Genomic DNA, 14,778 nt, shown 5'->3' on the forward strand with positions numbered 1-14,778 from the left:
GCCACCGCAGTCAACCACCAGAACATGAGCGGCGCCAACCGGCCGCTTGTTTGACTCCGGAACCATACCAACTTCCGCAAGACTCATTTTTGCTCCTTAAAATTTGGTGTTTGGTATGCACAAGCTAACCTGGATAAGTAGAATTGACTCAGATCAAACATCATGTGCAAGCAATTTGAGCAGCTATACAGACTATTCGTGAAGCATCTTTTTGTCCAGCTTACTGCCTCAAAAGCATCATTAAAGACACTCTTCCGCCTGAAGGATTCACTGAACACCGACTTTTGGCAGATTACTCTTTGCAACAAATGTCAAAGCGCGACTTTAGTCACATCGTGCAATTATTTTGTCTCCAAAAAACAGCCGTTAACGCTACAACTCTATCTTTCACGTAGCGTGTACGTTTGCTTTTCTCCTGCAAGAAAAATTTCTGACTGAAAAAATTTTTAATTGAAATTTGTGTGACTTGATAACCGATTGGCGACTTACGAATTCCCTACTTTTCTTAAAGAGTTAAAAAGTCGAAAGGCTCTAAGGGATGAATCGGAAAAACTTTTGTTCATTCGCAAACGGATACAACATACCTTTGTCGAATCAGACATACTGAGCAATGTTTCACCCCATCAGTTTGGCTCTACGCACAGAAGTGACAAGACGTTTTTTCTTCAGCTACCGATTGGCGCTTATTGATCAAATCGGCAGACGCTGTACGCCTAGCGCACCTACGCCTGTATAGACTTTGTGGAATAGCAGAGCTTCCTGGCCATCAACACGGAAAGCCGAGGAGGGCAGCGCGGGAGGAAGCTCTCGGAGCACGCGCAGCCCCCATTTCTAGCTCCTTACGATGGCTAAGAGGGGATGGCAGGCAGGGACCTGGGTATTTCCGCCTCACTGCTTGCAGAGGGTGAGAGAAATGTATAGAATCTGCGGCCCTCGGATCCCGGAGCGTTCAAGGAGCGTCTGGGAAGAATTTATAGATTAAAGGTAAAAGCATGCCTTCAGTTAAGATCAAAGAGAACGAGCCTTTTGACGTGGCCCTGCGTCGCTTCAAGCGGTCTTGCGAGAAAGCCGGCATTCTGGCCGAAGTCCGCAGCCGTGAAGCCTATGAGAAGCCCACAGCTGTGCGTAAGCGTAAAGCCGCTGCGGCCGTAAAACGGCACGCCAAGAAGGTTCAGCGCGAGTCCAAAAAGTTCCAGCGCCTATATTAAGGCGTAGTACCCGGCTTAACCCTACGTCCGACTTAGTCGTTCCGATTAGAGGTTGACATGCCCGGCTCAGAACTGAAGACAAGCATCAATGATGCCCTCAAAACCGCCATGCGCTCGAAAGAGAAGGAGCGCGTGGCGGTGTTGCGTCTAATTATGTCCGAATTCAAGCGCATTGAAGTGGATGAGCGCATTGAAGTCGACGACGCCCGGGCTTTAGCGGTTCTGGACAAAATGCTCAAGCAACGCCGGGATTCGGAGCAGCAGTACCGGGACGCCGCCCGCCCAGATCTGGCGGACCAGGAAGCTTACGAAATCGTCGAAATTCAGCGTTTTCTCCCCCCTCCTCTGACCGACGCTGAGCTGGATGCACTTATAGACCAGGCCATTGCGGACACCGGCGCCAGCGATCTGCGCGCCATGGGCCAAGTTATGGCTCAGATCAAACCCCAAGTACAAGGCCGCGCCGATATGGCGGAGGTCAGCTCTCGCCTTAAGACTAAGCTTATTGCTTAGCTCACATCTCCTGCTACACCTCAGAACATAGCTGGTACGGCTTCGGCGCTTTGATCGAATGCTACGAGTGTGGCAGGCACACCCGGACACGCCGTAAATATGTCCCTATAGGCTTGACGCCGACATCCCTGTCGGCGACAGTCCGGGAATGCCTGCCACACTCTCCGCCGTGCCATTCCGGAAGAAATGAGAAATAAGAGAGTGTGTTAGCGGATATGACATGCTTGAACATGGATTCCCGCTTTCGCGGGAATGACGAGCAGTGGCAACCTAACTTAAAGAATCACCGAAAAGCCCAGGATTACCCTATCGTCGTCCCCGCGAAAGCGGGGATCCACTCGCTAACCAATAACCCGGCTGGCGCAACTATACTTTTGGCACCAGGACGGTTGCGATTGCTTATTGGCACCCAGCGTCCCGCAAGGGTTTGGGGAGCTACCTCCGTCACCGCATGGCCAAGCGCTTGCAAGGCACCGTCTTGCGCGCAGACCGAACGATCAAAACCTACAGCGACGGGTTCGTTCAAGTGTATGGACTCTAGCCCTGCCACGCTCCCTTATTTCCCGAAACTTCCAGAGTGGCACCGCGGAGAGTGGGATAGGGGCTCCCGGACCGTATGCAGCATGGATGCTGCATCCGAGCCCCCAGGGAAGGGTTCACGGCGTGTCCGGGAGCCCCTATCCCACTCGGAGCACTCCACCGAAGAGACAGCAAATCCATGACGCATGTCGGCGACTTGAAACCCCAAATTGGTGGCCCAAAGACGCCATATAATCCATACTGGCACCCCATAACAGCGACAGACAACGTATGGCCGGCCTGATCCCCCAAAGCTTTATTGACGACCTACTCGACCGCCTCGACATCGTCGAAGTGGTGGATCACCGTGTCAAACTGAAAAGAACCGGCAAAAACTACAGCGCCTGCTGCCCGTTCCACGACGAGAAAACCCCCTCCTTTACCGTCAGTCCAGACAAACAGTTTTACTACTGCTTTGGCTGCGGAGCCAGCGGCAACGCCCTGGGCTTCATCATGGACTACGAGCGCATGGCCTTTCCCGAGGCTGTGGAGCAACTCGCCAACCTCGCCGGCCTCGAAGTACCCCGGGAAACGCAAACCCAGGCCCAGCGCGAACAGGCCGAGACCAAAAAAAGCCTCTACACCCTTCTGGAGCAGGCCGACGACTACTTTCAGGATCAATTGCGCACCAGCCCCGCCCGCAGCCACGCCGTTGACTACCTCAAACGGCGCGGCCTCGATGGGCGCATTGCCAAGGACTACGGCATCGGCTTCGCACCGCCTGGGTGGGACAACCTGCTCAAGGCCCTGGGGCAGGACGCGGAAAACCAGCAACTGCTGATTGAAGGCGGCATGCTGATCCACTACCCGGAGGAAAAAAAGCTCTACGACCGCTTCCGCCACCGAATTATGTTCCCGATTCGGGACACCCGCGGGCGGGTTATCGGCTTCGGCGGCCGGGTGCTGGGCGACGACAAACCCAAATACCTGAACTCCCCGGAAACTCCCGTGTTCCACAAAGGGCAGGAGCTGTACGGGCTCTATGAAGCCAAACTGGCCTACCGCGAACTGCCCCGGCTGCTGGTGGTTGAAGGCTATATGGATGTGGTCAGTCTGGCCCAATTCGGCATTCGCTACGGTGTTGCCACCCTGGGCACCGCGTGTGGCGAAGAGCACTTACTGCGCGCCTTCCGGCACACCAAAGAAGTGGTGTTTTGCTTCGATGGTGACAAAGCCGGGCGCCAGGCGGCTCAGCGGGCACTGCTCAACTCCCTGCCAGTGATGGAGGATGGTCGCCAGGTAAAATTCCTGTTTCTGCCCGAGGGAGAAGACCCCGACACCCTGGTCCGGCAGGTGGGCGCCGAAAAATTCACCCGCATGGTGGAAATGGCCGTCCCCCTGGAGGACTACCTGTTCGACGCTGTATCCGAGGACATCAATTTACGCTCCATGGAAGGCCGGGCACGCCTGAGCAAGCGGGCGGCGCCCCTGATCCACAAGCTTCCCCGGGGGGTTTTTCGGGAGCTGATGTTTGACAATTTGGCCACTCGCACAGGCCTGAATCGGCAGATGCTTCAGGAATTGGTCGCCGAGCCGGTTGAACTGGCAGCACTTGCGGAGCCCGAACCTCGCCGGGAACCGACCGCCTCGCCGGCGCACGAACCACCAATGGCGGCACCCGATGACTATGAAGATTACGCCGCCCAGGCCTCGGCTGCCCCTTCAGGGCCGCCTGACACCGCGCCTTCCCGGCCCGTGCTGCGCACGGGCAAGTACCTGATGCCACCGGCCCACAAAGCCATAGGTCTGCTGCTGACCTACCCTGTCCTGGCGGCAGAAGCCGATCAGGACGAGTGGCTGACCCGAGACGAGCCGGAATTACAACTGTTGGGGCAGCTTTTGACCCTTTTGAGGGAACGCCCACACTATCAGCTGTCTCATATAATCGGTTACTGGCGGGGCACTTACGGCGCCGAAGAAACCGAGCGGTTGGCCCATATTGCCGGCCACGACCTTCTGAGCGCCGCCACCGCCCAAGCCCAGCCTCGCCAGGATAAGCCGGCCCGAGCCAATTATGACACTCGGGCCGCCTTCGGCGACTGCCTGAATAAGTTGCGTCAACACTTAAAAGCAAAAAAATCCGCCCTTTCCCTGGCTAAACTCAAGGAAGCTGACTTTACTAAGATGACAAGGGAAGAACGGCAAGCCCTGGTAAAAGAGGCCCTGGCCTACAAGAATTCCCAATAAAACCTGATTGACGCAAGCCGCCCGATCAGAGGCCAAAACAGTCGCAAAATGCTGCGGGGCATTGAAGTTATAGAATCAGACCCAACATATGGGATATAATCCCGCGCTTTGCATTTCTCACCCACACCTAGGTTACAAGGTTCCGAATGGCTGAAAACGCTCAACAGCACCAGTCTCGCATCAGAGAGTTGATTGCCCGAGGCAAAGAACAGGGCTACCTCACCTATGCTGAGGTCAACGATCACTTGCCGGAAGACATCTCAGACCCGGACCAGGTCGAAGATATTATCCAGATGATCAACGACATGGGCATTCGTGTATACGAAATAGCCCCTGACGCTGACACCTTGTTAATGACCGATGGTGACGCTTCCGCCGATGAAATCGCGGCGGCTGAGGCAGCGGCGGCTCTGGCAGCGGTGGAAACCGAAGCTGGCCGGACCACAGATCCCGTACGCATGTACATGCGGGAAATGGGCACGGTCGAGCTGCTCACCCGCGAGGGTGAAATCGCCATTGCCAAGCGCATCGAAGAAGGCGTGCGCGAGCTCATGCACGCTCTGGCACACTGGCCGGGCGCCGTACAAAAAATTCTCGACGAATACCAGTTGGTGGAGCAGGAAGAGCGACGCCTGGCCGATGTAGTCATTGGCTGGCTGGATCCGGCGGATGACATTCCAGCCGTGAACACGGCCGCCAATGCCTCTGCTGGCAACGGTAAGGCCAAGGCTGAAGACGACACCGACGCAGACGATGAGGAAAGCACCTCAGGCGTCGACCCGGAAGAAGCCAAGCAACGCTTCGCTCAGTTGCGCAAGCAGCTGGCTAAAGCCGAGAAAACCGTCGCCAAGCACGGCCGCGAGAGTGCGCAGGCTGCAAATGAGCTGGCCGCCTTGGGCGAACTGTTCAAGTTCTTCAAGCTTCCTCCGCGCCAGTTCGAGCCAATCTACCGGGAAGCGCGCACTGTTCTAGACCGCGTGCGCCAGGAAGAACGTACCGTTATGAAGTTGTGCGTGCGTCAGGCGAAAATGCCTCGCAAGACGTTTATGCGCGAGTTTCCGGGTAACGAAACCAACGATTCCTGGATTCCGGACGTTATTAAGAAGAAGCGCGACTACTCCGACGCTCTGAAACCCGTTGAAGAAGATATTACGCGCGCCCAGCGTAAGCTCCTGCAACTGGAAGAAGAGAGCGGCTTGCCGCTAACCAATATCAAAGACATCAACCGTCGCATGTCCATTGGCGAGGCGCGCGCGCGTCGTGCCAAGAAGGAAATGGTTGAGGCGAACTTGCGCCTGGTGATTTCCATCGCCAAAAAATACACCAATCGCGGCCTGCAATTTCTGGACTTGATTCAGGAAGGCAACATCGGCTTGATGAAAGCGGTGGACAAATTCGAATACCGGCGCGGTTACAAGTTCTCCACCTATGCCACTTGGTGGATTCGGCAGGCCATTACCCGCTCTATTGCGGACCAGGCGCGCACCATCCGTATTCCCGTGCACATGATTGAGACCATCAACAAACTCAATCGCGTCTCCCGGCAGATGCTCCAGGAAATGGGCCGCGAGCCCACGCCTGAAGAGCTGGGTGAGCGTATGGAAATGCCAGAAGACAAGGTGCGCAAGGTACTGAAAATCGCCAAAGAGCCCATATCCATGGAAACTCCCATTGGTGATGACGAAGACTCGCATCTGGGCGATTTCATCGAGGACGGCACCATCGTCTCGCCCATCGACTCCGCCACTACCGAAGGCCTGACCGAGGCCACCCGGGAAGTTCTGGCCGGGCTGACGGCACGTGAAGCTAAAGTGCTACGGATGCGTTTCGGTATCGACATGAACACCGACCACACCTTGGAAGAAGTGGGCAAACAGTTCGACGTGACCCGCGAGCGCATACGGCAAATCGAAGCCAAAGCCTTGCGCAAACTGCGTCATCCGTCCCGTTCCGACCATCTGCGCAGCTTCCTGGACGAGTAAGTCTCCACTTGAGCCCGCCCTGCCCCCGGCCCTAAAAACTGGCCGGGCCAGGGCGCCGCTTACACCGCAAGACCCGCCGTACCGGCCCATCCCGAATCGACCCAAAACACAGGATTGCCCATGTGGTTTAGAAACCTACGCCTGTACCGTTTTACCGAAACCTTTTCTCAAACGCCCGAAGCGCTGCAGGAAGCCCTGGCTGAGCACCCGTTCCACCCCTGCGGAAAAATGGACACAAGCCGGCGCGGCTGGACGCCGCCGCTGGGTCGCGAGGGCACCGAGTACGTACAAGCAGCCCACGGCTACATCATGATTTGCTCCAAGCGCCAGGAAAAGCTCCTGCCCGCCGCTGTGGTCAACGAGCACCTGGAGGATAAGGTCGACCAGATCAAAACCGAGGAAGGTCGACCGGTGAGCCGGAAAGAGCGCCAAACGCTAAAAGACGAAGTGATTTTCTCGCTGCTGCCCCAGGCGTTCAGCAAAACCTCTCGGGACTTTGCGTATATTGCTCCCCGTGAAGGCCTGATTGTCGTCAATGCCGCATCTGCCAAACGGGCGGAAGATCTGCTCAGCCAATTGCGGGAATCTTTGGGCAGCCTCAAAGTCATCCCCCTAACGCCCCAGAGCGCACCGACTCAAATCATGACCGAATGGCTGCGTACAGGGGAGCCGCCCCAGGACTTTGAACTGGGCGAGGACTGTGAGCTTCAGGCCGGCAAAGACAGTCGGGTTATACGCTGCCGACACCAGGATTTGACCGCCCCCGAAGTCGCCAGCCACTTGGACAGCGGCATGTACGTGAGCCGACTGGCCCTGACCTGGAAGGATAGTATTCACTTTGTACTGGATGATCAGTTCGCACTTAAGCAACTGAAATTTGAAGATACCCTCAAAGACCAAGCTTTGGAGCGGGACCCCGAATCCGCTGCGGAGCAGTTCGACGCCGAATTTGCCTTTATGGCCCTGGAGCTCTCTGCCCTGGTTGAAGCTCTACTGAAATCCTTCGGCGGACCCGCCGAAGCCTAAGTCTCCACTTCGATCTTCCCCAGACCTTCCGGGGCCCACCAGGGCCCTGGAAGTGGCGCTATGCCTCAGCCTTTCCCCCTTCAAACCCCATCTGCAGCCCCCGAGGCATAAGATCACGCCCCCATCGGACGATTTTGTATAAGAAAAAAATTGTATATATAAAAATTTATAGGTATAAAGGGAGACTGCAGTTAAATGTCATATAAATACGCTCTAGAACATGACATCTCCCAAGAGCTGGTCAATCTTAAGCCAGCCTACACATAAGAAAGCATGAGGAAGCACTATGAAGCTCAACCCCAGTCAAGCAACGCGCTGGCCTAAATCCAGCCCACGTTTAACCACTAGCGTATCCGCACTGGTTTTGTGCGCCATGGGCGCGGTCTCCCCCGCCTTGGCACAAACCACCAGTGATGCCGTTGAAGAGGCAACCCTGGAAGAGATACTGGTTACCGGTCATCGGGCCAGCGTCATTACCGCCCAAGCCATCAAGCGTGACTCCGAGCAGTTTGTGGACTCCATCGTCTCCACAGATATCGGCAAGCTACCCGACACCAACGTGGCTGAAACCCTGCAACGGATTTCTGGTGTGCAGATTACCCGTAACTTGGGTGAAGGCAGCGGTATTGCCATTCGCGGCTTGACTCAGGTTCGTACCGAACTCAATGGTCGTTCCAGCTTCACCGCCAACGAAGGCCGTAGCTTGAGCTTTGAAGACGTGCCCGCTGAGCTGATGGCCGGTGTGGACGTGTACAAGAATCCCTCGGCCAAAATGATCGAAGGCGGCATCGGCGGCACCGTCGATCTGCGCACCTTCAAGCCATTCGACTTTGACGGCACCAAGATCAGCGGCACCGTTGGTGCTACCCATTACGACCTGATCAACGAAACCAACCCCAACGTCTCCGGCTTGTTCAGCACCCGCTGGGACACCGGCCTTGGCGAAATGGGTTTCTTGCTTAACCTCTCCTACCAGCAAGCCTCCTTCCGTGGTGACACTGTCTCCACCGAGCCCTACTGGCAGCGCGACGCCGCCGAGTTCGGCGGTGTTGAGGGAGAAGACGTGTTTGTTCCGGCCGGCGGCGGTATCAGCAGCCGTTTCGGTGATCGCGAGCGCTTTGGTGGTGCGGCCGCGTTCCAATGGAGCCCGACCGAAGACTTGGAGCTTTACGCTCAGTACATTCGCTCCGATTACACCCTGGACGTATACAACTATTCCTACTTTGCCTTTCTGCCCGCCGAGGATGACGGCAACCTAGTGCCCCACGATACGGCTGCCTTTAACTTCAACCACCGGGGCGAAATGCTCACCGGCTCATTCGCCGGTGTGAACATTGATTCAAACACCGACTTGAACCATCGTCATTCGGTCACCGACGATCTGGCGGCCGGCTTCGTGTGGAACGTGAACGACCAATTCCAGCTCAGCGGTGATTTGCAGCACGTGCGCGCTAAAACCGAAGGCAGCAACTTTATTGTCAGTACCAACGCCACCGCGCCAGTACTGGAAATGGATTTAACTGGCAACTTCCCCGGCATGAATGTTCGCGCCGCTGACCCGAGCCAACCAGCTACGGGTGATCTGTCGAACCCGGATAACTACAAGTGGGGCTGGATTCTTCCGCACCAGCAGGAAAGTGAAGGCACCCAAACCGCCGTACGTCTGGACGGTGTGTGGGAATTCCACGGTCACGGTCTGATTGAATCCGTTTCCGGTGGTGTGCGTTACTCCGACCGCCAGGCGGAAACCAAGTCCCTGCAGTGGGGCACTTGGACAACCGTGGACGCGGCAGACTGGACCTGTACCGACTGGGGAACCGGCGGCCCACTCACTCCAGAGTGTAACCCCAACAACCTGCAACCCGAGGACTGGAGCAACCAGGCCAACTGGGGTGCTGAATTCCCTCTGGATGACCCGCGCTTCGAAAACGCCGACGGCAGCGCCAACTGGGGTCGCAACCAGTTTGACGACTTTATGCGCGGCAACGCCAACGTCTTCGGCACCACTTTGGCCGCTACGCCAGAGCTCGCCGGAAGCCTCAGCGATGAAACCGTACGCTTCATGACTCGCAACCACCCGAACCCCGAATTCCGGTTGGACGGCATTCCTGAGTACGGCCCACAGCAGATCAATGACCAGGAAGAACAAACTCTGGCCGCTTACGGTATGGTGAATTTCTCCAGCGAAACTTTCGGCATCCCGGTCGACGGTAACGTGGGTGTACGGGTCGTAGAGACACGCGTAACGTCTACCGGTGTCACGGCTTCGTGCGATGCCGACGGGGGCAACTGTGAGTACCTGGACGCGGTGTTCACTAACGATTACGTCAATGTTCTGCCGAGCTTGAACGTGCGTTGGTCCCTTCAGGACAACCTGTACTTGCGCTTCGCCGCTTCTCAGGGCCTCAGCCGTCCTGGCTTCGACCAGATGGATCCAAACATCAACCTGAACATTTCTGTTGACAACGGTTCCGGCGAATTTGGTACACCAGACTACGTGGCACCGAGCATCAGTAACCGGTCAGCCAGCGGTGGTAACCCCGAGTTGGAGCCCATGGAAGTCAACCAGTTCGACACGGCATTGGAATGGTACTTCTCTGAGTCAGGCATGGCTTACGGTACGGTCTTCTACAAAGACGTGAAGAACTTTATCGCCAACGGCACCATCTCACGCGATTTTGATTACGAGAACCCGATCACTGGAGAAACCGATCGTGGGCCGTTCACCTCGAACGTGCCGCTCAATGGTGAAGACGGTCGAATCCAAGGTTTCGAGGTGGGCGTTTCCGGGTTCTTTGATTTCTTGCCCGCTCCTTGGAACGGTTTTGGTGGCCAGGCTAACTACACTTACGTTGACAGTGAGGCGCCCAGCCCCTTCGCCGAAGATATCGACGGCAACGCGTTGCTGGTTCCCCTGGAGGGCTTGTCCAAGCACAGCTACAACTTGGTGGGCATGTACGAGTCCGGCGATTGGGCGTTCCGTCTGGCCTACAACTGGCGGGACGATTACCTGATCACTACTTCGGGTAACGGCACCGGCAATCTGCCCATTTATAACCAGGATTATGGTCAACTCGATGCTTCGGTATCGTGGGATGTCACCGACAACATGAGCCTGCGTTTCGATGTGGTAAACCTGACCGACAGCCGTAACGACACTTATCAGGGTTACACCACGCGGCATCGTGACAGCTACCTGGGTGACCGTCGCTACGGTCTCAGCCTGCGGGTGGATTTCTAAGACATACAGTTAGTCAATCTCCTACCTTTCCGTACCATTTTGCCCCGCTTTTGCGGGGCTTTTTTTTGCCTTGTTAAACGTCGAAGTGTGTATTCATTCGCCAGTAAGACAAACGGTTTTTGGCTTTCGGGAGTTTTGGTTTAGTGCTGCGAGGTATCCAAGAAAACCGGGGCTTGATCTAGCGCTGAAAACTGGAGCTCTGGTCGAGTGCTGCGAGTGGGGCAGGCATTCCCGGACACGCCGTGAACCCGTCCGTGGGGGCTTGACGCAGACATCCTGTCTGCGACAGTCCGGGAATGCCTGCCCCACTCTCCGCCGTGCCATCCTGGAAGTTTCGGGAAATAAGGAAGCAGAGACTCTTGAGCCACAAGGTTAGGTAAAACCCAGAGCGCCAAAACCCGAGTAGGCCCCATCCGTGGGGGCTCTCTCACCGGAGCGCCGGCCGCGAGTTCCCTCTTGTGAGAGTTTCGAAAAGCCTCCTGCGAATCGCCTTTGTAGCCCCTCTTACCGCCCCGATAATTCCAGTCATGACGGCGGCAGGTGGGGTTTGCGGAAAAGAACTCGGAAACTTGGGATTACCAGGGACGTGCAGGGTGAGTGTTCAGCAAGCCTCAAAAGAGGGACCTTTTGAGGCAGTCTCCAGGGATGGATCCACGACGTTTGCTGAACACTCACCCTGCGCGGCCCGGGGACTTGCTTACGAAGTCGCTAGTCCGATATTTATTCCGGACAGCAGTGCGCCTGCGCGAGGATGACGCTTGTCTGATAAGGCTGCGATTGGCCCGGATTATTCAGCGCTTTTCAGCAGGGCGTCTATTCGCCCCACTTCTTCCCCATGAGCTTGTTTGTCCGCGTGATAGCTGGAGCGCACCAGGGGACCGCAGGCGGCGTGTTTGAAACCCAATTCATGAGCCAGGCGGGTGTACTCTTCGAACTCATCCGGGTGTACGTAACGGTCCACCGGCAGATGGTCTTTGGAGGGTTGAAGATACTGACCGATGGTCAGCATATCGATGTCATGAGCGCGCATATCGCGCATTACATCCAGGATTTCTTCCCGAGTCTCTCCCAGGCCCACCATAAGACCGGATTTAGTGAGAACATCCGGTCGGCGTTTTTTGTACTGCTTCAACAAATCAAGAGACCAATTGTAGTTAGCACCGGGCCGAGCCTGACGATACAAACGGGGCACCGTTTCCAAATTGTGGTTAAACACATCCGGAGCTTCGGCTTCGAGAATATCCAGCGCGATGTCCATGCGGCCACGAAAGTCCGGAGTGAGAATTTCCACCTGCAAATTTGGGCTGTGAATGCGCGACTCCCGAATACAATCCGCAAAATGCTGCGCACCGCCATCACGCAGGTCATCCCGGTCCACCGAAGTAATCACTACATACTTCAGTTTCATCTCGGCAATGGCTTCGGCCAAATGACGTGGCTCGTCGGCATCAAGGGGGTTGGGTTTACCGTGGCCCACATCGCAGAACGGACAGCGACGGGTGCAGATCTCGCCCATGATCATAAAGGTGGCGGTACCACCGCTAAAGCACTCCCCCAGATTGGGGCAGTTGGCTTCCTCGCACACGGACGATAGATTGTTCTTACGTAAGATTTTTTTGATCCGATCCACTTCCGGAGAGGCCGGCACCCGCACCCGAATCCAATCCGGTTTGCGCGCCACGCTGTCGGAGGCAATCACCTTGACGGGAATGCGCTCGACCTTATCGGCATCGCGTAGCTTTTCCCCCTGGCGCAGGCGCCGGGTGCGTTTGACGGGCTGAAGCTCTGGAGTATCGGACATCTTCCATCTCTGTTACGGGGACATCGGGGAAGCGAATTGTACCTGATTAGTAGCCCAATTTCTGTACGAAAGCGGCCACCAGTCGCTCCTGTACCTCTTCCAGGGTAGGCGGGGCTGAGACCAATTGGTGGATTTGAGTCATCTTTAGGCCGTTGTAGCCGCAGGGATTGATGCGCTGGAAGGGCTCCAGATCCATATCGACATTCAAAGCCAGGCCGTGAAAACTGCAGCCTCGGCGTACTCTGAGGCCTAGGGAGGCAATTTTGTCGCCGGCGACGTAGACGCCGGGCGCATCCGGTTTCGCGTAAGCCTCAATGTCGTAACTGGCGAGCACCGTCACCAGAATCTGCTCCAGGGCCGTGACCAAATCACGGACGCCCAGTCCCAGACGGCGCAAATCCAACAGGGGATAGGCTACCAACTGTCCGGGGCCGTGGTAAGTTACCTGCCCACCTCGGTCGGATTGAATTACGGGAATATCGCCCGGCAACAATAAATGCTCCGGCTTACCGGCCTGACCTTGAGTAAATACCGGGGCGTGTTGCACCAGCCACAGTTGATCGGGGGTGTCGGCGCTGCGCTGGGCGGTGAACTCGCTCATGGCTTGCCAGGTTTCCGAGTAATCCCGCAGGCCGAGATCCTGCACCCGCAAGCGCTCCGAATCGAACACTAGATCACCATTTTGGTTAACGGGCTAGCGCGCAGATCGTCGTTGATAGCCCGCAGCTGGTCTTCGCCAGTGGCAGTGATACATACCGTGAAAGATTGATAGCGACCGTTGCGGCTGTCGCGAATCTTTAAGCACGTCTGATCGAATCCGGGAGCATGACGCTCCATGACTTCAATTACCAACTGTTGCAACTCATCACCGGCATCTCCCAATACTTTTATGGGGTAGTCGTGACAGGGAAATTCAATTTTGGGCGCTTTGGGTTCGGCCATGGCAGCATAAGCCTCTTGAAAGCAGATTTGGCTGACGCCTATGGTAACAGATTCACGCCGGGAGGTGAGTGGGAGACTGGCGCTAGGCCAGCCTCCCCAGGGCTTTTAGAAACTAAACAGGCCAATAAAAAACAGTTTGATATTGGACCACAAGCGCGAGAAGAAGCCAGCTTCTGCCACCGCCTCCATGGCTACCAATGGTACATCCGCCAGACGCTCGCCGTTGAGGTCGATGGTCAGGTTGCCCAACTCCTGGCCTTTGCTAATCGGCGCTTTGATGGTGTCATCAATATGCATCTTGGCTTCAAGGGAGTTCTGACTACCGCGCGGAACCGTCAACACCAAATCCTCGGCGACGCCCAAAGCCAACTCATTGCTTTGGCCTGCCCACACTCGGCTGCGCCGCAGCTCTTCGCCAGCGGCGTACACCGGCTGAGTCTGATAGTAACGGAAGCCATAAGACAGAAGCTTCTGGGTTTCTGCCGCGCGAGCCGCTTCACTCGTGGTTCCCATCACCACGGAAATAAGGCGCATGCCATCCCGCATGGCGGATGAAACCAAACAATAGCCAGCGGCTTGCGTATGGCCGGTTTTCAGTCCGTCCACCGTGTCATCCCGAAACAACAGGCGGTTGCGGTTGGCCTGGTTGATGCCGTTGTAGGAAAAATACTTTTCCCGGTACTTGGCGTAGTGCTCTGGATAATCATAGATCACAGCCCTGGCCATAATCGCCTGATCCCGAGCTGTGGTGATATGTCCTTCGGCGGGCCAGCCCGTAGAGTTCTTGAACACGGTGTTGTGCATACCCAACAGCGCAGCTTTTTGGTTCATGATATCGACGAACGCGTCTTCACTGCCCGCAACATGCTCGGCCAAAGCGATGCTGGCATCGTTCCCGGACTGAACAATTACACCTCTCAGCAGGTCTTGCACCGATACCAGTGTCCCCTCCTGGACGAACATCTTCGAGCCACCCTTGCGCCACGCCTTCACACTGATGTTCACCATATCGCTTTCACTGATACGCCCCTGAGAAACTTCTGCGGAGACGATGTAACCAGTCATCAACTTGGTCAAACTCGCCGGCTCCACGGGCGTGTCAGCATTGTGCTCAACCAGCACTTGTCCCGTGACAGCGTCCATCAGAATGTACGCTGTTGCCGAAAGTCGGGGGGGAGCGGGAATCAGCACTTGTTGCGCCTGAACACTGATTGCAGCAAGCAGGAGCGATCCCGCCATGAGGAGTTTTTTTAACATGCTGAAAAGTCACTCTTTTTTGAACTTACGTAAACGTTTAAC

Annotated in this window: 10 protein-coding genes; 6 read left to right on the forward strand and 4 right to left on the reverse strand. The window is 56.1% G+C overall.

The window, feature by feature from the left end; genetic code table 11:
- Positions 1-992 precede the first annotated feature (992 nt).
- The 6 genes from rpsU (at position 993) to RBH33_RS06180 (ending at position 10,736) form a co-directional block, all read left to right on the forward strand.
- Positions 993-1,208 (forward strand): 30S ribosomal protein S21, encoded by a 216-nt coding sequence (gene rpsU, locus RBH33_RS06155; protein WP_306731276.1) that lies wholly within the window; start codon positions 993-995, stop codon positions 1,206-1,208.
- A 57-nt stretch (positions 1,209-1,265) separates the two neighbouring features.
- The gene (locus RBH33_RS06160) at positions 1,266-1,721 is read left to right on the forward strand and encodes a GatB/YqeY domain-containing protein (RefSeq protein WP_306731277.1); all 456 of its coding nucleotides are present in this window, start codon (positions 1,266-1,268) and stop codon (positions 1,719-1,721) included.
- A gap of 810 nt (positions 1,722-2,531) precedes the next feature.
- A complete protein-coding gene (gene dnaG, locus RBH33_RS06165; protein WP_306731278.1) occupies positions 2,532-4,487 on the forward strand; it encodes a DNA primase in 1,956 nt (651 codons plus the stop codon).
- 146 nt (positions 4,488-4,633) lie between these two features.
- Positions 4,634-6,469, forward strand: a complete 1,836-nt coding sequence (gene rpoD / locus RBH33_RS06170) for an RNA polymerase sigma factor RpoD (RefSeq protein ID WP_306731279.1) — start codon at positions 4,634-4,636, stop codon at positions 6,467-6,469.
- 120 nt (positions 6,470-6,589) lie between these two features.
- Positions 6,590-7,495: a recombination-associated protein RdgC gene (gene rdgC, locus RBH33_RS06175; RefSeq protein WP_306731280.1), complete on the forward strand. Its 906-nt coding sequence runs from the start codon at positions 6,590-6,592 to the stop codon at positions 7,493-7,495.
- Between the two features lie 286 nt (positions 7,496-7,781).
- Positions 7,782-10,736: a TonB-dependent receptor gene (locus RBH33_RS06180; protein ID WP_306731281.1), complete on the forward strand. Its 2,955-nt coding sequence runs from the start codon at positions 7,782-7,784 to the stop codon at positions 10,734-10,736.
- A gap of 787 nt (positions 10,737-11,523) precedes the next feature.
- Here RBH33_RS06180 and lipA read toward each other — a convergent pair.
- The 4 genes from lipA to RBH33_RS06200 all read right to left on the reverse strand — a co-directional run bounded on the left by lipA (position 11,524) and on the right by RBH33_RS06200 (position 14,736).
- Positions 11,524-12,537, reverse strand: a complete 1,014-nt coding sequence (gene lipA / locus RBH33_RS06185) for a lipoyl synthase (RefSeq protein WP_306731282.1) — start codon at positions 12,535-12,537, stop codon at positions 11,524-11,526.
- 46 nt (positions 12,538-12,583) lie between these two features.
- Positions 12,584-13,207: a lipoyl(octanoyl) transferase LipB gene (lipB, locus tag RBH33_RS06190; protein ID WP_306731283.1), complete on the reverse strand. Its 624-nt coding sequence runs from the start codon at positions 13,205-13,207 to the stop codon at positions 12,584-12,586.
- Positions 13,207-13,479: a YbeD family protein gene (locus tag RBH33_RS06195; RefSeq protein ID WP_306731284.1), complete on the reverse strand. Its 273-nt coding sequence runs from the start codon at positions 13,477-13,479 to the stop codon at positions 13,207-13,209. The genes lipB and RBH33_RS06195 overlap by 1 nt, the downstream gene beginning before the upstream one ends.
- Before the next feature lie 105 nt (positions 13,480-13,584).
- On the reverse strand, positions 13,585-14,736 hold the full coding sequence (locus RBH33_RS06200; RefSeq protein ID WP_306731285.1) for a D-alanyl-D-alanine carboxypeptidase family protein: 1,152 nt from the start codon (positions 14,734-14,736) through the stop codon (positions 13,585-13,587).
- Positions 14,737-14,778: the final 42 nt, after the last annotated feature.

Origin of the sequence: Marinimicrobium hydrolyticum, from assembly GCF_030848505.1 — a bacterium.
Taxonomy (GTDB): Bacteria; Pseudomonadota; Gammaproteobacteria; order Pseudomonadales; family Cellvibrionaceae; genus JAVDDU01.